Source organism: Azospirillum agricola, assembly GCF_017876095.1.
Classification (GTDB): Bacteria; Pseudomonadota; Alphaproteobacteria; order Azospirillales; family Azospirillaceae; genus Azospirillum; species Azospirillum agricola.
Window position 1 is genome coordinate 17357 of record NZ_JAGINM010000032.1, and the last position, 17706, is coordinate 35062.

Annotated in this window: 17 protein-coding genes; 2 read left to right on the forward strand and 15 right to left on the reverse strand. The window is 71.0% G+C overall.

Annotated features, from left to right (window positions below):
• Nucleotides 1-41: 41 nt before the first annotated feature.
• Nucleotides 42-995 carry a hypothetical protein gene (locus J2847_RS30500; RefSeq protein WP_233474893.1) on the reverse strand — a complete coding sequence of 318 codons (954 nt, stop codon included), beginning with the start codon at nucleotides 993-995 and terminating at the stop codon, nucleotides 42-44.
• Between the two features lie 244 nt (nucleotides 996-1239).
• On the opposite strand from J2847_RS30500, the gene J2847_RS30505 reads away from it, so the two are divergent.
• A complete protein-coding gene (locus tag J2847_RS30505; protein WP_209782494.1) occupies nucleotides 1240-2892 on the forward strand; it encodes an NAD+ synthase in 1653 nt (550 codons plus the stop codon).
• Between the two features lie 46 nt (nucleotides 2893-2938).
• Here the strand turns inward: J2847_RS30505 and J2847_RS30510 are convergent, their stop codons facing one another.
• The 4 genes from J2847_RS30510 to J2847_RS30525 all read right to left on the reverse strand — a co-directional run bounded on the left by J2847_RS30510 (nucleotide 2939) and on the right by J2847_RS30525 (nucleotide 5358).
• Nucleotides 2939-3163, reverse strand: coding sequence for a hypothetical protein (locus J2847_RS30510; protein WP_209782495.1), 225 nt, complete (start codon nucleotides 3161-3163; stop codon nucleotides 2939-2941).
• A gap of 137 nt (nucleotides 3164-3300) precedes the next feature.
• The gene (locus J2847_RS30515; RefSeq protein WP_085555853.1) at nucleotides 3301-3870 is read right to left on the reverse strand and encodes a hypothetical protein; all 570 of its coding nucleotides are present in this window, start codon (nucleotides 3868-3870) and stop codon (nucleotides 3301-3303) included.
• 204 nt (nucleotides 3871-4074) lie between these two features.
• Nucleotides 4075-4293, reverse strand: coding sequence for a hypothetical protein (locus J2847_RS30520; protein ID WP_085555854.1), 219 nt, complete (start codon nucleotides 4291-4293; stop codon nucleotides 4075-4077).
• Nucleotides 4294-4422: 129 nt separating this feature from the next.
• Entirely contained in the window at nucleotides 4423-5358 is a 936-nt protein-coding gene (locus J2847_RS30525; protein WP_209782496.1) for a LysR family transcriptional regulator, read from the reverse strand.
• Between the two features lie 98 nt (nucleotides 5359-5456).
• On the opposite strand from J2847_RS30525, the gene J2847_RS30530 reads away from it, so the two are divergent.
• Nucleotides 5457-6683, forward strand: coding sequence for an MFS transporter (locus J2847_RS30530; protein WP_209782497.1), 1227 nt, complete (start codon nucleotides 5457-5459; stop codon nucleotides 6681-6683).
• A gap of 80 nt (nucleotides 6684-6763) precedes the next feature.
• Here J2847_RS30530 and J2847_RS30535 read toward each other — a convergent pair whose 3' ends face one another.
• From J2847_RS30535 to J2847_RS30580, 10 genes are all read right to left on the reverse strand, one after another.
• The gene (locus tag J2847_RS30535; protein ID WP_325169519.1) at nucleotides 6764-7204 is read right to left on the reverse strand and encodes a hypothetical protein; all 441 of its coding nucleotides are present in this window, start codon (nucleotides 7202-7204) and stop codon (nucleotides 6764-6766) included.
• 61 nt (nucleotides 7205-7265) lie between these two features.
• Complete coding sequence (locus J2847_RS30540) at nucleotides 7266-7478, reverse strand: hypothetical protein (RefSeq protein WP_209782498.1); 213 nt, start codon at nucleotides 7476-7478, stop codon at nucleotides 7266-7268.
• 529 nt (nucleotides 7479-8007) lie between these two features.
• A complete protein-coding gene (locus J2847_RS30545) occupies nucleotides 8008-8898 on the reverse strand; it encodes a LysR family transcriptional regulator (RefSeq protein WP_209782528.1) in 891 nt (296 codons plus the stop codon).
• Between the two features lie 252 nt (nucleotides 8899-9150).
• A complete protein-coding gene (locus J2847_RS30550; RefSeq protein WP_209782499.1) occupies nucleotides 9151-10572 on the reverse strand; it encodes a DHA2 family efflux MFS transporter permease subunit in 1422 nt (473 codons plus the stop codon).
• A 126-nt stretch (nucleotides 10573-10698) separates the two neighbouring features.
• Entirely contained in the window at nucleotides 10699-11451 is a 753-nt protein-coding gene (locus J2847_RS30555) for an aspartate/glutamate racemase family protein (RefSeq protein WP_209782500.1), read from the reverse strand.
• A 199-nt stretch (nucleotides 11452-11650) separates the two neighbouring features.
• The gene (locus tag J2847_RS30560; RefSeq protein WP_209782501.1) at nucleotides 11651-13000 is read right to left on the reverse strand and encodes a heme biosynthesis protein HemY; all 1350 of its coding nucleotides are present in this window, start codon (nucleotides 12998-13000) and stop codon (nucleotides 11651-11653) included.
• Entirely contained in the window at nucleotides 12997-14898 is a 1902-nt protein-coding gene (locus J2847_RS30565) for a mitofilin family membrane protein (RefSeq protein WP_209782502.1), read from the reverse strand. Before J2847_RS30565 ends, J2847_RS30560 begins: the two co-directional genes overlap by 4 nt.
• A gap of 70 nt (nucleotides 14899-14968) precedes the next feature.
• The gene (locus J2847_RS30570; protein ID WP_325169520.1) at nucleotides 14969-15727 is read right to left on the reverse strand and encodes a uroporphyrinogen-III synthase; all 759 of its coding nucleotides are present in this window, start codon (nucleotides 15725-15727) and stop codon (nucleotides 14969-14971) included.
• The gene (gene hemC / locus J2847_RS30575) at nucleotides 15724-16653 is read right to left on the reverse strand and encodes a hydroxymethylbilane synthase (RefSeq protein WP_209782503.1); all 930 of its coding nucleotides are present in this window, start codon (nucleotides 16651-16653) and stop codon (nucleotides 15724-15726) included. The genes J2847_RS30570 and hemC overlap by 4 nt, the downstream gene beginning before the upstream one ends.
• Nucleotides 16650-17552, reverse strand: a complete 903-nt coding sequence (locus J2847_RS30580; RefSeq protein WP_209782504.1) for a class I SAM-dependent methyltransferase — start codon at nucleotides 17550-17552, stop codon at nucleotides 16650-16652. The genes hemC and J2847_RS30580 overlap by 4 nt, the downstream gene beginning before the upstream one ends.
• Nucleotides 17553-17706 lie beyond the last annotated feature (154 nt).

Here is a 17706-nt window from a genome sequence, read left to right on the forward strand (position 1 = left end):
CGCCGGTCCGGCCCCCCGCCGGCCGGCCCCCGCGACAAAAATCAGGCGGTGATGTTCACGCTTTGCGGCTTGGCGTCGGCGGCGCCGGCCGTGGTCTTGGCGGGGGTGCCGCTGCTCAGCCCCTCGACCGGAACCGACAGGTCGAGCTTCAGATGGGTGATGCCGTCCTTGCCGGTGGTCGGCTTCAGCACCGCCAGACCCTTCATCCCGTCGCCGCCGGCCTTGGAGGCCATGTCGTTCAGCTTGCCGAGGATGTTCTTGATCTCGTCCTCGCTGAAGCCCTCGCCGCGGACGATGATGCCGGTCGACTTGCCGGTCGCCGTGGTGGTGCTGACACCGCCCGACAGGCTGCCGCCCGACGCCTGGAGCCGCGCCTCGTCCTTGCGGAAGTCCAGCGTCGACTTGGCGAAGGAGATCTGCACCTTGCGGTCGCCGTCCTGGATGCTCAGCTCCATCCCGTGCGATTCGATCGACCATTGCGAGCGGGCGGCCTGCATGTCCACCGCCATCTTGCTGAAATCCAGGTCGGCCAGCTTGGATTTCATCGCGTCGCCGAAACCGGCGGTGGCGTCGGCGACGCCATCCGACGACATGCCGAGAGCGCCCAGGATGTCGCCCAGCCCCTGCTTCATCGTGTCGATGGCCTTGTCGAACGTGCCGGCCAGGCCCTTGCCGTGGTCCAGCGCGCTCTGCATCAGCCCCTGCGCCTGCTTGGCGCGGTCGAGGCTCTTGGAGCTGGTGTCGGCGCCGGCGCTTTTCGCCGCGTCCTTCGCCCCTTGGCCCGAAATGCTGTCGAGCAGCGATTCCATCGATTCGCTGATCGTGTAGGCCGGCGATCCGGACGCGCCGCCGCTCTTGGCGTCGGCGGCCTTCGCGTCGCCCTTCGGCTCGTTGGTCTTCTTGGCCGCGCCGGTTCCGCTCGTGGTGGTGGACAGCAACGATGGTGTGCCGCTCGGGCCGGTGAGTTCCGCGTAATACATGGCAAGCCCCCGCATGAGAAAATATCCCGCGCCCGTCAGAGTGGCGCCGACAGCCTTTACCAGACGTTAATTCGGGAAAATTTCTCGCAATCCCCGGTGGAAGTTCGTTTCCATACGAATGGAAACGCTGAGCCTCCGTTCCCAATCCTTCCTCCGGGGGATGCCGCCGCAGCGCGGCGCGGCTTCCGCCGCCTTTTCCCGGCTGTTAGGGTGTCGGAAAAAGCCGCCGCCCGCAACGCATCCGCCGGACCTTCGCCTCATGACCGACCGCCTGTCCATCGCGCTCGCCCAGACGAACCCGACCGTCGGCAACATCGACGCCAACACCGACCGCATCCGCGCCGCGCGCGCCGAGGCCGCCGCCCGTGGGGCCGATCTCGTGGTGTTTCCCGAATTGTCGGTTTCCGGCTACCCGCCGGAGGATCTGGTGCTGAAACCCTTCTTCCTCGACCGGGTCGAGGCGGCGGTCCGCGCGCTGGCCGGGGAGACGGTGGACGGCGGTCCGGCCCTGCTGGTCGGGGCGCCGTGGCGCGAGGAGGGGCGGTTGTACAACGCGGTCCTGCTGCTGGACCGGGGCGTGATCGCGGCGACCCGCTTCAAGGTCGATCTGTCCGGCTCCGGCGTCTTCGACGAGACGCGCCTGTTCGCGGCCGGCCCGCCGCCCGGCCCGGTGAATCTGCGCGGCGTGCGGCTGGGCATTCCCGTGTGCGAGGACATCCGGACGCCCGACGTGGTCGAGACGCTGGCCGAGAGCGGCGCGGAGCTGATCGTCGTCCCGAATGGCAGTTCCTTCGAGACCGGCAAGCAGGACGAGCGCATCCAGATCGCCGTCCATCGCGTCATCGAATCCGGCCTGCCGCTGCTCTACGTCAACCAGGTGGGCGGGCAGGACGAGCTGATCTTCGACGGCGGCAGCTTCGCGCTGGCCGCCGACGGCGCGCTGGTGGCGCAGGCCCCTTCCTTCGCCGAGCATCTGCTGGTGACCCGCTGGGAGCGCGGGGCCGACGAATCCTGGGCGTGCCGCGAGGCCGAGACCATCGCGCCGGCCGAGGGGCTGGAGGCCGTCTACGCGGCGCTGGTGCTGGGTGTCCGCGATCACGTGAACAAGAACCATGTCCCCGGCGTGCTGATCGGCCTGTCGGGCGGGCTGGATTCGGCGCTGACCGCCGCCGTCGCGGTCGACGCGCTGGGCGCCGAGCGGGTCCATGCGGTGACGATGCCCTCGCCGCACACCGCGAAGGGCAGCCTGGAGGACGCCGCCGAGACGGCGGAACTGCTGGGTTGCCGGCTCGACCGCATTCCCATCGCGCCGGCCGTCAAGGCGTTCGATTCGATGCTGGCCCCGGCCTTGGCCGGGCGCGAGCCGGGCGTCGCCGCCGAGACCCTGCAAGCCCGCGCGCGCGACGTGACGCTGATGGCGCTGTCCGACCAGTTCGGCGCGCTGGTGCTGGCCACCGGCAGCAAGTCGGAGATGTTGCTCGGCCGCGCGACGCCTTGCGGCGGCTACGCGGTGCTGAAGGACGTCTACCGGACGACGGCGGGCGCGCTGGCGCGCTGGCGCAACGCCCACGTTCCGGCCGGTGCGCGCGGCCCCGCCGGACGGGTGGTGCCGGAACGGGTGCTGGCCAAGGCGTCGGCGGGGGAGCTCGGGCCCGGCCAGACCGACCGGGACGCGCTGCCGCCCTACGAGTTGTTGGACGATCTGCTGGAAGGGCTGGTCGAGCGGGATCTGGGGCTGGCGGATTTGGCCGGACGCGGCCACGACGCGGAACTGGTGGCGCGGGTGTGGCGGATGCTGCACGCGGCGGAGCGCAAGCGCCGCCAGGGCCCGCCGGGTCCGAGGATCGCGCGCCGCCCTCTGAACCGCGAGCGGCGCCATCCGATCACCAGCGGCTTCACCGACCTCGCCTGATCCGCGTCGGTGCGAAGGGGGCGCGCCCCTTCGCACGGCGGCGGGTTCATCCCCGCGTCAGGCGGATGATGATCCCCAGCATGGTGAAGGCCCCGAGCACGGCCGGCAGCACGATCCAAGTCGGGTGGAAGAGAATCGCCAGCGGCATGATCAGGACGAGGATCATCGCCGGAAACACGAAATACGGGGAATTCCCCCAGTTGTTCAGCAAGTCGGCGGGGTTCTCGTCCTCACCAAGATAAGCATCGGCACAGACAGCTTGGTCCGTCATCTCTACACCCAAAGAAATTGTGGTTATTCCCTGTTCCCGCTCTGCGGCGGGATGCGGGTTGCATACCCCACATTTCCTTGAAAGGCCAGTCCATGCCCGCCGCCGGTCCTTGCGACCTTCGGCGGATGCGGCGTGGATTATGCCGCTTCGGTCAGGGCCAGATGTGGACGCCGGACCGCCGATTGGATGGTGAAGGGGGCGCGGACGCCGCCGTTGAACAGCTCGGCGCATTCCAGCGCCTTCAGCAGTCGCTCCTCGGGCGCCAGCCCGGCCGTCGAGGCGAGCGAGCCCAGCGCGTAGTCGGAGCCGCAGCCGATGGCGTGATAGCCGCGCACCGCCTCGCCGACCTGATAGTCGGACTGCACGGTGAACAGCCGGCCCTCGCAGCCGACCATGAAGGTGCCGCCGGTCTCGACCTCGTTGGAGCGGTGGGCGTAGCCGCCGTCCTTCAGGCAGCCGCGCACGGCGTCGACGAAATCCACCACCATGTAGCGGAACAGGTCGGCGTCGGGCTCGCGCGGCGGCGGCTCCAGCCGGTAATGCAGGAGCTGGCCCATGCGGAAGGAACTGGTGAAGCCGATCAGGCAATCGCCGTTGCGGAAGACCTTGGTGTCGGCGCGGACCGTGATGTCCAGCCCGTTCACCCCGGCGCTGTCGCCGCCCATCCACACCCGATCGCCGTCCACCAAGCCCACAATGCAGGTCATCGCCACCCTCGTCGCAAGAAAGACCGGAAACTGGGGTCAGGGTGGGCGATTGTGGTTAACGAACTCTTGCCGAGACCTTGTGCAAGACGGGGTAGGGATGCCCCTTTCGGCGCGGACACGCAATGGTCACGGGCGGATGGGCGGGCGGAGGGTGAGCCCGTCGTCGGGAAGCTGCCGCAGCGGGCGCCGCGGCAGCCCGCCCGATCACTTCTCGGCCGTGGCCAGGGTGTTGATCGCCTGTGCCCACAGGACGAACTTGTTGGTCGCGAGGTCGCGGATCGTCTTGATGCCGAAGGCGGCCTTCAGCGCCTCGGCGTCCTTGTCGGACACTCCCTGCAAGGCGGCCGGCGACAGTTCGGCCAGTTCCTTCAACGACTTCTTCTCATGCGCCTTGTCGAGAACATGTTCCAGGCTCTGGTTCATCGTCTTCCCCATGGTGGGCGTGATGCCGTCCGGAACTAAATCCGGGCAACAATCCCCTGTCCAGATGAGCTGTCCAGATGAGCTGTCCGGATGAATCCGCCCGGACGGAGGGGGACGGAGCCCTCCGTTTCAGACCGGCATCCGGCCCACGGCTTGCGGGACCGTGGCGCGCATGATCTCGATGAAGCGTCGCAACCGCGCCGGCTGGAAGCGGGTCGGCGGGTAGACCAGATGGACCGGCACCGGAGGGGCCTGCCACCGCGGCGCCAGATGCAGCAGCCGGCCCTCGGCCAGATCCTCGACGAGCGCCCAGCCCGACGCGATCCCGACGCCGAGCCCCATCACGGCGGCGCCGCGCAGCGCGTGGAGGCTGTCGGTGGACAGGCGCGGCCGGATGGGAAAGCTTTCGGTCTCGCCGGTCGCCGCGTGGGTCAGCTCCACCGTGTCGCGGTAGAAGATGTTCAGCGCCAGCCACGGCAATCCGGCCAGCTCGGCCGGCCGCTCCGGCAGCGGGGCTCCGCCCAGCAGCGACGGGGCGGCGACCACGATGCGCGGCACCTCGCCCAGCCGCAGCGCCACGACCGACGGGTCGTGGACGTCGCCCACCCGGATGGCGCAATCGACCCCCTCGGCGACGAAGTCGGGCATGCGGTCGTGCAGCAGCCATTCCACCGCCATCCCCGGATAGCGCCGCAGATACTCCGCCAGCGGACCGACCAGCTGCTGCTGGCCGAAGGCGTGCGGCGCCACCACCCGAAGCAGGCCGGTCGGCTCGTCGCTGGCGCCGCGCACGTCGCTTTCCAGGATCTGCCAGCCGGCGATCAGCTCCTTGCCGCGCTCGTAGCAGCGGGCGCCGTCCTCGGTCAGCTTCATCGCGTGGGTGGAGCGTTGCAGCAGGCGGACGCCCAGCGAGCGTTCCAGAATCTGCAACCGCCGGCTCACCGTCGGCTGGGTGCTGCCCATCTGCGCGGCGGCGGCCGACAGGCTGCCGGCCTCGACGATGCGCACGAAGGTCTCAAGCAGCGCGAGCCGGTCGGTGCCGGTGGTCAGGAGATCGATCTTCATACGCTGGACGTATAGCAAATCTACGCGCCTTGCGGCTACCGATGGCGGCGGCCGGCGATCATAGTCCGGTTCGTCCACATCTTCCGGGGCTCTCCATCATGACCTCCATTCCTTTGGCGCATGCAGAGGCGAAGGCCGGCCAGAACCAGTCCCTGGGCCAGCCTCTGGTCCTGCTGCTGGCGGCCGGCGCCGGCCTCGCCGTGGCGTCGCTCTATTACAGCCAGCCCATGCTCGGCGTGCTGGGCGCCAGCATCCAGGCCGACGACCGCAGCGTCGGCTGGGTGCCGACCCTGACCCAGCTCGGCTACGCGATCGGCATCCTGCTGCTGGCGCCGCTGGGCGACCGCTACGACCGGCGCCGCATCATCCTGGCGAAGGCCGGGGTGCTGTGCGCCGCCCTGCTGCTGGCCGGGGTGGCGCCGTCGATCGGCGTGCTGCTGGCCGCGAGCCTCGCGCTCGGGCTTTCCGCGACGCTGGCGCAGGACATCGTTCCCGCCGCCGCGACGCTGGCGCCGGCCGAGCATCGCGGCAAGGTGGTGGGCACGGTGATGACCGGCCTGCTGCTCGGCATCCTGCTGTCGCGGGTGGCGAGCGGGTTCGTGGCCGAGAATTTCGGCTGGCGCGCCGTGTTCGTGGCGGCGGCGGCGAGCATCGCCCTGCTGATGGCGGCGCTGTGGCGCGGGCTGCCGCGCTTCCGGCCGACGACGGCGCTGAGCTACGGAGCTCTGCTGGGGTCGCTGGTCACGCTGTGGGGGCGTCATCCCGCCCTGCGCCGCGCCGCGATCGCCCAGGGGCTGCTGTCGCTGGGTTTCAGCGCCTTCTGGTCGACCCTGGCGGTCATGCTGCATGGCGAGCCCTTCCATCTCGGGGCGGCGGCGGCCGGCGCCTTCGGTCTGGCGGGGGCGGCGGGCGCCCTGGCGGCGCCGGTCGCCGGCCGCATCGCCGACCGCCGGGGGCCGGAGCTGATCACCCGCCTGGGCGCCGGGCTGGCCGCCCTGTCCTTCGCGGCGATGGCGCTGGCGCCCTGGATGCCGGCCTCGGGCCAGCTGTGGCTGATCGTCGGCAGCGCCATCGGCTTCGACCTCGGCATCCAGGCCTCGCTGATCGCGCACCAGACGATCGTCTATGGCATCGACCCGGCCGCGCGCAGCCGCCTGAACGCCGTGCTGATGGTGGGCATGTTCATCGGCATGGCGGCCGGCGCGACGCTGGGCAGCCAGGCGCTGGCGGCCTGGGGCTGGGGCGGCGTGGTCGCGGTGGCCACCGTGGCGGCGCTGGCGGCGCTGCTGCTGCGCCTGTGGCCGGGGATCGCGCGGTCGCGCTGAGCACCAGCGGCCGAAGCACCAAGCCGCCGCGCGTCCTCCTGCCGGGACGCGCGGCGGCGGCCGTTTTGGGACAGGGCGGGCTAACGGACGCAGTTGCCGACGATCGGGTAGCAGAGCGTGGGATCGCGGTCCTGGTTGTAGCGCATCTCGGCGATCCGCCCCTGGCGAAGCGTGATGCTGGCCTCGCAGCGGTAGGTGCGGACGAAGCTGGTCACGTCGGGGCGCCAGAGCCCCACCCCGGCCGACCCGAGCCAGGGATCGGGCTCCCAGTCGACATCGCGGTCGACCAGCGTCTGCTGCCGCAGATAGGTCAGCTGCTCGGTGTCTCCGTTCGCGATCGAGCGGTCCGGCACGCCGGCGCAGGCCAGAAGATCGCCTTTGCTCATGCCGATCATGGCGGTGGGCGCGCGCAGCGCCAGTTCCGCCTGCGGGTTGGCGCAGGAACCGGTCAACAGGACGGCCGCCAGGAGGGCGCCAAGCCCGCCGGCGGTGCGGTGGTCGGGTTTTGTGTTTCTGCGCACGGGGCGGCCTCTTCGGCAATCGCTTTGGTCAACGGCACGGAGACGGTTTTGTTTCCCGCCGCTATCCGTAAGCGATCCACAGAAGAACGCGCAGTCCGAGCACGAGGACGCCACTGGCGAGGATCCCCGACAACGCGTCCGCGGCGTCCATCTCGCTGCCGGACCAGACCATCCAGCCGACCAGCACCAACCCGGTCAGCAGGCCGATGAAGAACCAGCGGATGAAGCGGTTCTCGATCAGCAGATCCCACAAAGCCTCGATCAGATCGGCCATGCTTCCCACCCGGATTGCCACCCGGTTCCCCGCCTCTTCGTCCCGTTGTCCGAGCGTAGCCGACAGGAAGGGGCCGGTCAAAGCGGCCGGTCGAAGCCGATCGCGTGGGCCGATGGCGCGGGCCGATGCGCCGCCCATTGTCCAAGACCCTGCGCGGGGAGGCTGAGCCCATCGCCTGCCCAAAAAAAACCGCCGCTAACCCGTTGGATTAGCGGCGAGTTGAACAGGGAGGCTTCACGTCTGGGAGACGCTGGGTCCGGAGACCCAACCCCGGAGGGAATGCCCCCGGGACGAAACATCGAATGCTGCGTCGCAACATCCAACGGTCAAAATTTGACCATTCTGGTGCCAAGTTTCCAGGCACAATAAAATAAATCTACCATGCGTGTCTTGCATGGCTTCGACCGCGCTGGAATCGCTAATAAAAATGCCGAAATCGTCCAGGCTCCCTTTGAAAGGAAAGAAACCTGGACGATTTCGGCAATGCTGTTGCAAAGAGGATCAAACGATCAAAAAGCGGGCGGGCGCCTTAGAAGGGGGTCTCTGCCACTTTTTTGACCAGGAAGTCACGGAACACCGCGATGCGCTTGGAATGGCGCAGTTCCTCGGCGTAGACGAAATAGGCGTCCACCTTCGGACCGTCGATGTCGGGCAGAACCCGGACCAGATCCTTGGCGTGGCCGTCCACCAGGAAATCGGGCAGGGCGGCGACGCCGAGACCGCTCTCCACCGCGCGGTAGATGGCGTAGACGCTGTTCACCTGGAGGATCGCGCGGCGGTTGGGCGAGGGCTCGCCCACGTCCATGATCCAGTTCACGTTGGGAATCGGTGCCCGCACGTCGGGCGGGTAGGTGATGAGGTCGTGGCTGTCGAGGTCGTTCGCCGTCTTCGGCGCTCCCCGCTTCTTCACGTAGCCCTGGCTGGCGTAGAGGTGGAAGCGGATCGACATCAGGTGGCGCTGGATCAGGTCCGGCTGGCGCGGCGTGTTCATGCGGATGGCGATGTCCGCCTCGCGCATCGCCAGATCCAGCTCGTCGTCGTCGATCAGCAGGGTCAGCTGGATGTCGGGGTAGATCGACATGAACTCGTTGATGCGCGGCGTCAGCCAGGTCGAACCGAAGGCGACCGTCGTCGTGACGCGCAACGGCCCCTTGGGATGCTCCCGGCTTTCGGTCAGCATCGCCTCGGTCATCGACAGCTTGGCGAAGACGTCGCGGGCGGTGCGGTGAAGCAGCTCGCCCTGCTCGGTGAGGATCAGGCCGCGGGCATGCCGGTGGAACAGAGGAACGCCCAGACTTTCCTCAAGGGCGCTGATCTGCCGGCTGACGGCCGACTGGCTGAGGTTCAGGGTTTCGCCGGCGTGCGTGAAGCTGCCGGCTTCGGCCACCGCGTGGAAAACCCGAAGCTTGTCCCAATCCATCATACTGTCCCGCCCTCGCGCGCGGTGGCGGAGAGCCTCCCATCATTCTTGAAGGCGGCGCATAGCCGCCATGCATCTTTATAACGGGAACGCGCCCCGAACGCACGCTCTGTCGCAGGCGGTTCGCACGAAAATTAATCATGATCGCCGGAGTTATTCTCATCCGAACGATCAGCGGCCGGTGGATTGCCCAGGGGTTGGATCGCCGCCGCCGACTGCGCGTCGCCGCTGCCTCCGCCCGGAAACACCGCTTCAATCCGCCGCGTCGCTCAGCGGCGCGCGGGCGGCGCCGTCCTGGCGGAGGCGGTGGCCGCTGATCTCGGCGCCCGCATCGGCCGGCAGCCGCAGGAAGAACAGGCCCGACGCGCAGGCCATCAGCCCGACCGTCAGAAAGGCGGGCGCGAAATCGGACGCGGTCAGCGCGGCGCCGGTCCATTGCGTGGTCAGGTGGAGGGCGGTGGCCCCGACCGCGACGCCCAGGCTCAGCGAGAGCTGCTGCATGACGTTGGCCAGCGTGTTGGCGCGGCTGGTCATCGCCTGCGGCACCTCGGCGTAGGCGAGGCTGTTCAGCCCGGTGAATTGCAGCGAGCGGAAGAAGCCGCCGAGCAGCAGAGCCCCCAGGATCAGCGCGTGCGGCGTGTCGGGCCGGAAGGCGCCGTAGCCGGCCAGCACCGCGCCGCTGACCAGCGCGTTGACCAGCAGCACGCGGCGGAAGCCGGCGCGGCGCAGGATGGGACCGGCCAGCGCCTTCATGGTCAGGGCCCCGGCGGCCCCGGCGAAGGTCAGGGCGCCGGATTCGAAGGCGGACAGCCCGAAACCGATCTGGAGCATCACCGGCATCAGGAAGGGCACGGCGCCGATGCCGATGCGGAACAGCGTGCCGCCGGCGACCGAGGCCCGGTAGGTCGGCAGCCGGAACAGGGACGGGTCGAGCACCGGACGCGCCACCCGCCGGGCGTGGCGCAGATACAGCAGGCTCATCACCAGCGCCGCCGCCAGCAGCGCGGCGACGGCCACGGGCGGCAGCAGGTCGCGCCCGACATTCTCGAAGCCGAACATGAAGGCGGCGAGCGCCAGGGCGCTCAGCAGGAAGCCGGTGCCGTCGAAGGGGTCGCGCTGCTCGTCCTTCAGGTTGGGGATCAGCTTCAGCACCAGCGCGATGCCGATCAGACCGATCGGCAAATTGATGACGAAGATCCAGCGCCAGGACACGTAGGTGGTGATCGCCCCGCCGACCAGCGGCCCCAGCGCCGGGCCGATCAGCGCCGGCAGGGTCATCCGCGCCATCGCGGTGACGAGCTGGTCCTTGGGCACGGTGCGCAGCAGGATCAGCCGGCCGACCGGCACCATCATCGAACCGCCGATGCCCTGGACGATGCGGGCGGCGACCAGCTCGGCCAGGCCGTTGGCCATGCCGCAGAACAGCGACCCGGCGGTGAAGACCGCGATGGCCGAGGCGAAGACCGTGCGCGCGCCGAAACGGTCCGCCATCCATCCGCTGACCGGCAGGAACACCGCCAGCGCCAGCATGTAGGAGGTCATGGCGAGGCTGAGCCGCAGCGGATCCTCGCCCAGCGAGCGGGCGATGCTCGGCAGGGCGGTGGCGACCACCGTCGCGTCCAGATTCTCCATGAACAGGGCGCAGGCGATGATGAGCGGAACGACGCGGGGCATGGCGCGGGACATGGGCGACCGGCGGTGGCGACGGGAATCAACCGAATGTGAGGCCGTCCGCCGCGTTGACCACCGCCGATCCGATAACCCTGTCATGCAGAAGCGTGGCGGAAGGCGGGGGGCCGGTCAGGCCTCGGCGCCCGTCTCCTCGGTGGCGAAGGCCACGGCGGCGGCGACGTGCAGGCCGGTGGTGTCGAAGACCGGGAAATCCGGCCGGTCGTCCTGGCCGATCAGCAGGAAGATCTCGGTGCAGCCGAGGATGACGCCCTGGGCGCCCTGTCCGCGCAGGCCGTCGACGATCCGCAGATACTCCGCCTTCGACTCCGGGCGCAGGTCGCGGCGGACCAGCTCGTCGAAGATGATGCGGTCGACGGTGGTCTGGTCCGCCTCGTCCGGGGTCAGCAGGGTGATGCCGAAGCGGTCCTGGAAGCGCCGGCGCAGCGTCTCCGACCGCATGGTCGCCAGCGTGCCGAGCAGGGCGACCTGGGTCAGGCCGGCGGCGCGGATCGCCTCGCCGGTCGGGTCGGCGATGTGGATGAAGGGGGTGGAGCGCGCCGCCATGATCGGCTCGACCACGCGGTGCATGGTGTTCGACATGCACAGGATCACGTCGGCGCCGGCGCGCTCCAGCGCGTCGACCTTGCCGGAGAGGTAGCGCTCCGCGCTCTCCCACTCGCCCTGGCGGACGAAATGCTGGATGTTGCCGAAATTGACGCTGACGATGACGATCTCGCCGTTGTCCCAGCCGCCGTAGCGGGCGTTCAGCCCCTCGTTCAGCAGGCGGTAATATTCGGCGGTCGCCTGGTCGCTCATGCCGCCGAGGATGCCGATGATCTTCTGGGGCAGGGGGCGCGGCCGGGATTGGGGGGGCGTCGTCATGGTCGGTGGCTCTCGGGGTCGGGTTTGCGCTTTTTCCAGGAAGGCAGGGGCAGCCCGCGCGGAACCCCCTCGTGCCGGAATGGCGGCGCTCGGGGCGGCATCCGCTGACCACGGGCACCAACTCCGGCAAGTCGGGCTCGGGCAACTCGGGCCCCCACTCCCAAACCCTCCCCCGCCGTGCGGGGGAGGGGGGTAGGCTTCACGCCGCCGACGGCTTCGCCAGGGCCACCGGCGCGTCGCCCGGCTCCATCAGCGAGGGCGCCAGGGTCGGGGCCTTCCAGTCCAGGCTGTCGAACGCCCCGCAATGGCCGCACAGCCCGCCCCAGGCGTGGCTGACGGCGTTGCAGGGATCGCAGGTCCAGGCCGGGTCGGCGGGGGCGGCGGCGGCCTTGGCCATCCAGTCGCGGGCGGCCGCCTCGTCCTGTCGCTCGCTGCGCTCCAGCTCGGCGAACAGGCGGTAGAGCCGGCGCGACGGCTCGATCGCCAGCGCGCGGTTCAGATGGTCGCGCGCCTCGCCCCAGAGCTGGGCCTCCAGCGCGATGCGGGCGAGCGCGATGTGCGACTCGACGTGCTTGGGCGCCTGGTTCAGCAGCTTCTCGAACAGCTTGACGCGGGTCAGCGGGTCGTAGCCGTTCAGCACCTCGCGGTAGGCGTCGGCCAGATCGGGGTGCGGCGACAGGCGCCACGTCCGCTCCACCACCTTGGCGGCGGCCTTCGGCTTGCCGGCGGCAACCTGGAGGCGGGCCAGACGGGCGGCGGCCGGGACGAAGCCGGGCATCAGGTCGTGCGCCGACTGCGCGTGCGACAGGGCGGAGTCGCTGCGGCCGCGCCGCTCCGACTCGAAGCTGCGCTCCAGCAGCAGGACGGTGCGGTGGCGGCGGCCGTCCTCGGTCGGGATGGCGCCGGCCTGGATCGCCTGCTGCAACGTGCCTTCCGCCGCCGCCCAGTCGCCCGAGCGGGCCTCAAGGTCGTAGAGCGTGCCGAGCAGCCAGGGGGTGTTGGGCTGCAAGGCGCGGGCCTTGCGGGCCAGTTGCAGCGCCTCGACCCGGTCGCCCGCCTTGATCGCCTGGGTCAGCAGGCCGCGCAGGCCGAGGAAGGCCGTCTCCGGCCGGTCGAGCATCGCCGTGAAATACTCCTTGGCGGCGCGCTCGTCGCCCTGGAGCTGGGCGGCCTGGGCCGACAGCAGCATGGTCAGCGGCGGCTCGTTCAGCAGCCCGTCGGCCTTGCGCGCCATCTTGCGCGCGGTCGGCGCGTCGCCGGCCGCCACCGCCACCATGCCCTGGGTCAGGGCGCGGTAGCCGCGTTCCCGCTTGCGGGCGCGGCTGTGGCGGCGGACGCGGCCCGGCGTGCGCAGGATGGCGCGGATCAGCCGGTAGCCGAGGGCCGCGATCCCCAGCGCCGCCAGCCCGATCAGCAGGGCGACGGTGAAGGAGGTCTCGATGGCGTAGCCCAGCCAGTTGACGCTGACGGTGCCGGGCCGTTCGATCAGCCAGATGGCGATCGCGATGACGACCGCCAGCTTGAGGATGAACCAGAGGGCGCGGATCATTGGGCCGCTCCCTTCCCGCCGGCCGCACCACCCGCTGCCGTGTTGAGCAGGGCGATGGCGCGCTCGGTGAGCTGGCGCCCGGCCTGGTCGGCGGCGAGGCGGGCCTTGGCGTCGGCCAGCCAGGGCGCGGCGGTGGCGGCCCCGGCGCCCTGGAGCGTCGACAGCTCCTCGACCGCCTTGGCGAGGTTGTTCTCGTTCACCGCGGCCTCGGCGCGGGCGACGATGGCGTCGGGGCTGGTGCCGACCACGCCGCCGCCCTGGCGGCGGACGGTGACCAGCGTCGCCAGCTTGCCGGTGACCTGATCGATCCAGGTCGCGCCGTCGCCGCGCTCGGCGGCGCGGACGATCTCGCTGGCCAGCGGACGGAAGCGGTCGGTGAGCTGCGCCTGGGTCGGGATGCCCTTGGCGGCGAAGGGGGCCACCGTGTCGAGCGGCTGCGTCACCCCGGCGTCGGCGATGCCCAGCGCGCGGACGCCCTGGAGATCCTGCTGGAAGGGCTGGCCGGCGGCGAGCGAGGAGCGGAGCTGCCCGGCGGCGAGCACCAGCGCCTGGGCGGCGGTGGCGGCGTCGCGGCGGGACTCGACCGTCTGGTTGACGGTGGCGATCTGCTGCTTCACGGCGTCGAGGTCGCGGCGCAGGTCCTGGGCGGCCTGGGTGCTGCCGGCGACGGCGGTGAGGCGCTGCTCGATGGCGCCGAACCGCTCGGTGAGCTGGCCGACACGCGGGTCGGGCTGGGCCGGCTCGGCCGGAGCGGCGGCGGGGCGCTTCTCAAGCCCGTCGATGCGCTCGGCGAGCTGGCGGAGCGTCGCCTCCAACCCGGAAGTGTCGGCGGGGGCCGCCGTGGCGGCCCCGTCGCCGGCCGGGGCGGCCGGGCGCTGCTCCAGCTTGCCGAGGCGGTCGGCGAGCTGCTGGACCTGGGCGCGCAGGGCGGGGTCGGCGGGAGGAGCGACGGCCGCCGGGGTGGCCGGGGCGGCGGTGGTGGCCGGCCAGCCGGGCAGGCGCGGACCCCACCAGGGCTCGGCCAGCGCGGCGGCGCCGACCAGCAGGGCGACGATGGACAGCGCGGTCGCGAATCCGCCGCCGGAGCGCGGCTCGTCCAGGTAGGCGGAGGGGGCCGGGGTTGCCGTCGCGATGCGCGGCGGCCCGACGTCTTCGGGCTTCGTGTAGCTGGTGGCCTTCGGGATGTCCGGCTTCGCCTCATCCGTCTTGGCGCCGTCCAGCTTGGCGCCGTCCAGCTTGGGGGCATCCGGGTCCAGCGTCGGGGTGATCGGCTCGACGATCGGGCCGATGGCCGGGGCGACGGCCGGGTCGGCCGGGGTGTCTGCCTTCGCCTCGTCCGCCTTCAGGCTGTCGGTGGCCGCCTCGCCCGCGATCGGGGTGTCGACGCCGGCCGCCGGAATGGTGTCGGCCGGCTGGGCCGGGGGGACGGCGACGTCGGGGGCGGTCTCCGGCGCGGTGGTCGCGCCGGGCAGCGTGTCGTCGCCTGTCGCGGTGGGAGCGGGCGGCACGATGATCGCGTCCGCCGGGGATGCGGTCGGACCCGTGGCCGGGATGGCGCCCTCGGCGGCCGTGCGGTCCTCGCTGGGGGTGGCGGCGTCCAGGTCGGCGTCGCTCAGCTTGATCCGGTGCTTGGCGGCGGCGGCGCGCAGATCGGCGTGGCGGGCCAGCGGGATCGCGCCGCGCTTCTTCCAGCCCTGAACCGTGGTGACGGGGATGTCCACCTTGTGGGCCATCGGGCGGATGCCGCCGAAACGCTCGACGATGCGGTCGACCGCGCTGGAGCCGGCGTTGGAGGGGCCGGCGTTGGGGGCGGCGCTGGTCGGGGTTCCGGATGACGCGGCGTTCGCGTCGCCGTCCTGTTCGGGGGTCGGACGGTCCGAGCCTGGACGAGAGGTCATGGGGTGTACCTTCGGTTCGCTGTTGTTCGTCTTAACGCCACAACCCCCAAAGCGGCTCCCCCGGCCTCCCTCAGCCGCGCGCGGGCGGCAACAGGTCCAGCAAGGCGTCCTGCTCCGGCCGCGACGCCACCCGTACGCTTCGCCACGGCGTCACTCCCTGGTCGCCGTACGCACGGGCAGCCTCCGCGACCGCGGGGCTGAGGCAGAACGCATCGACCGTACGACACTGGTCGACCAGTCCGGCCTCGGCCAGCAACCTAACAAAGGACAGCGCGGTACGGGGAGAGAAAAACAGCACGCCGTCCAGGTCGGACGTACGGAAAATCGCCGCAGTCCCCTCCGACAGCCGATCGGCCGGCACGGCGTCGTACAGCACGCTGCGGTGCAGCGTGAAACCGGCCCCGCCAAGCAGCCCGGCGAGGTCGCCGGCGACCTTGCTGCCCGCGACGTGCAGCAGCGTGCCGTGCTTCGGATCGAGCCGCGCGCGCACCAGCCCGGCCAGCGCGTACACATCGCCCGAGGCGCTTTCTACGGTGGCGAATCCGGCGGCGCGGGCGGCGGCGGCGGTCGCGTCGCCGACGGCGTAGACCGGACGGTCGCGTCGCGTCGTACGTCTGGTGTAGGCGCGTACGCCGTTCGCGCTGGTGAACAGCAGCGCTTGTACGTCCGCGAGGTCGGGATCCGGCCCGTCGAGCCAGACGAGCGACAGCATGGGCTCCACCGAGCAGGCGAAGCCCAGCCCGTCGAGCCGGCGGACGAGCGGCTCAGCATCCTCCATCGGGCGGGTCACGAGAAGGCGCGGCCGCCGGATTTCGGGGGCGTTTTTCACGGGGTGAAAAAGTCCGGCGGAAGCTGGGCCTTGATCTCGGCCCCGGCGTCGGCGCCGAGCGCCGCGGCCTCGGCCGCGCTGCCCCGGCGCTCGGCGCGGAAGACGCGCTGGCCGTCGTTCGACAGCACCTTGACCCGCAGGTGCAGGGCATCGCCGTCGAGCAGGGCCAGCGCCGCGATCGGCGTGCGGCAGGAGCCGTCCAGCGCCGCCAGCAGGGAGCGCTCGGCGGTGACGCGGGTCGCCGTCTCCGGGCAGTTCAGCGGGGCGATCAGGGCGCGGGTGGCGTCGTCGGCCGAGCGGATCTCGATGCCGATGGCGCCCTGGGCGACCGCCGGCAGCATGGTTTCCGGCTCCAGCACGGCGGTGATCCGCCCGGTCAGGCCGAGGCGGCGCAGGCCGGCCAGCGCCAGCAGGGTGGCGTCCACCTCCCCGGCGTCGAGCTTCGACAGGCGGGTCTGCACGTTGCCGCGCAGCGGGAAGATCGTCAGGTCGGGGCGCAGTTCCAGGACCTGGGCCTGGCGGCGCAGCCCGGCGGTGCCGACGACCGCGCCGGCGGGCAGGTCGGCCAGACCGCCTCCCGAGCGCGAGAAGAAGGCGTCGCGCGGATCCTCGCGCGGCAGGAAGCTGGCGATCTCCAGCCCGTCGGGGAGCTGGGTCGGCACGTCCTTCATCGAATGGACGGCGAGGTCGGCGCGGCCGTCGAACAGCGCCTCCTCCAGCTCCTTGGTGAACAGGCCCTTGCCGCCGGCCTCGGCCAGCGTGCGGTCGAGGATGCGGTCGCCGGTGGTCTTGAGGACGACGATCTCGATGGCGCCGGGGGCGGCGAGATGGGGATGGGCGGCGATCAGGCGATCGCGCGTCTCATGGGCCTGCGCCAGCGCCAACGGGCTGCCGCGCGTGCCGATGCGGAGCGGAAGGGTCGTCATGCCCCGAGTTCTAGGCCATCCGGGCCGCTTTGCAAAGCGTCGCCGGGGACCGCCGCCGGGGCGTCGGGCTTGCGCCGGCCGGTGACGACGATGCGTCGGCTGTCCTCGCTCCAGGGGGCGCCGTCGAAATCGCCGGCCAGCCGCTCGATGGCGAGGCCGGCGCCGTCGAGCAGGGCGGCGAGTGCCGCGCGGTCGATCATCCGCCAGTCGAAGGCGAAGCGGGCCGAACGGATGGCACCGTCCGGCAGCAGCTCGTCGTACCAGCCGGCGATGCGCTGGACCCCGCGCGCGTCCACCGCCGACGCCTGGGCGTGGCGGACATAGGGGTTGCCGGTCAAGGGGTTGCGCCGTGGCCTGGAGGGGACGGGGGCGGGATCGGCCTGCCAGGGCAGGGTGGCCGGGTTCATGACGTCCAGCGCGAAGAGCCCGCCGGGGGCGAGATGGCGGGCGGCGGCGCGCAGGGCATGGCGCGTCTCCTCCGCGTCGGGGATCAGCATCAGCACGTTGAAGGGCAGGATCGCCAGCTTTGCCGCGCAGCCCGGCAGGTCGAGCGTCGAGGCGTTTTGCCGCACCACATGGACACGCGCCCGGACCTCCGGGGCTTCGCGCGCCAGCCGGTCGCGCAGCCGGGCGAGCATGGCCTCGGAGACGTCGACCGCCCGGACCTCGACTCCGGCGCGGGCCAGCGGGATGGTCAGGCGCCCGGTGCCGCAGCCGATCTCCAGCACCGGACCGCCACTCGCCACGGCCTGTTCGGTGTAGAAGGCGACGTCGCCCAGCAGCCCGATGCGGGCGAGCGCCGCCACATCCTCGCCGCGTGCCGGCCCGATCTCCAGCGACGGGTAGTCGGCGTCGTAATAGAGGATGCTGGCGTCGTCGCCGGGCGTGTCGGGATTCATGGATGCCGCGGGGTGTTTGAGGAAACGGGAGACACGGATGAACACGGATTTCATCGGATGAACACGGATGCAATCGGCCAGGCTCCATCCGTGGGCGGGCGAAGCCCGCATCCGTGTTCATCCGTGTTCAAGATCCGCGTGCTCGGGGGACGGC

What these genes read in the sequence shown, in the direction of transcription:
- J2847_RS30540 (WP_209782498.1), bottom strand. Translation starts at nt 7,478, where the DNA reads ATGGCCGATCTGATCGAGGCTTTGTGGGATCTGCTGATCGAGAACCGC.
- J2847_RS30560 (WP_209782501.1), bottom strand. Translation starts at nt 13,000, where the DNA reads ATGATCCGCGCCCTCTGGTTCATCCTCAAGCTGGCGGTCGTCATCGCG.
- J2847_RS30555 (WP_209782500.1), bottom strand. Translation starts at nt 11,451, where the DNA reads ATGACGACGCCCCCCCAATCCCGGCCGCGCCCCCTGCCCCAGAAGATC.
- J2847_RS30580 (WP_209782504.1), bottom strand. Translation starts at nt 17,552, where the DNA reads ATGAATCCCGACACGCCCGGCGACGACGCCAGCATCCTCTATTACGAC.
- J2847_RS30500 (WP_233474893.1), bottom strand. Translation starts at nt 995, where the DNA reads ATGCGGGGGCTTGCCATGTATTACGCGGAACTCACCGGCCCGAGCGGC.
- J2847_RS30545 (WP_209782528.1), bottom strand. Translation starts at nt 8,898, where the DNA reads ATGGATTGGGACAAGCTTCGGGTTTTCCACGCGGTGGCCGAAGCCGGC.
- hemC (WP_209782503.1), bottom strand. Translation starts at nt 16,653, where the DNA reads ATGACGACCCTTCCGCTCCGCATCGGCACGCGCGGCAGCCCGTTGGCG.
- J2847_RS30505 (WP_209782494.1), top strand. Translation starts at nt 1,240, where the DNA reads ATGACCGACCGCCTGTCCATCGCGCTCGCCCAGACGAACCCGACCGTC.
- J2847_RS30550 (WP_209782499.1), bottom strand. Translation starts at nt 10,572, where the DNA reads ATGCCCCGCGTCGTTCCGCTCATCATCGCCTGCGCCCTGTTCATGGAG.
- J2847_RS30510 (WP_209782495.1), bottom strand. Translation starts at nt 3,163, where the DNA reads ATGACGGACCAAGCTGTCTGTGCCGATGCTTATCTTGGTGAGGACGAG.
- J2847_RS30515 (WP_085555853.1), bottom strand. Translation starts at nt 3,870, where the DNA reads ATGACCTGCATTGTGGGCTTGGTGGACGGCGATCGGGTGTGGATGGGC.
- J2847_RS30530 (WP_209782497.1), top strand. Translation starts at nt 5,457, where the DNA reads ATGACCTCCATTCCTTTGGCGCATGCAGAGGCGAAGGCCGGCCAGAAC.
- J2847_RS30525 (WP_209782496.1), bottom strand. Translation starts at nt 5,358, where the DNA reads ATGAAGATCGATCTCCTGACCACCGGCACCGACCGGCTCGCGCTGCTT.
- J2847_RS30565 (WP_209782502.1), bottom strand. Translation starts at nt 14,898, where the DNA reads ATGACCTCTCGTCCAGGCTCGGACCGTCCGACCCCCGAACAGGACGGC.
- J2847_RS30520 (WP_085555854.1), bottom strand. Translation starts at nt 4,293, where the DNA reads ATGAACCAGAGCCTGGAACATGTTCTCGACAAGGCGCATGAGAAGAAG.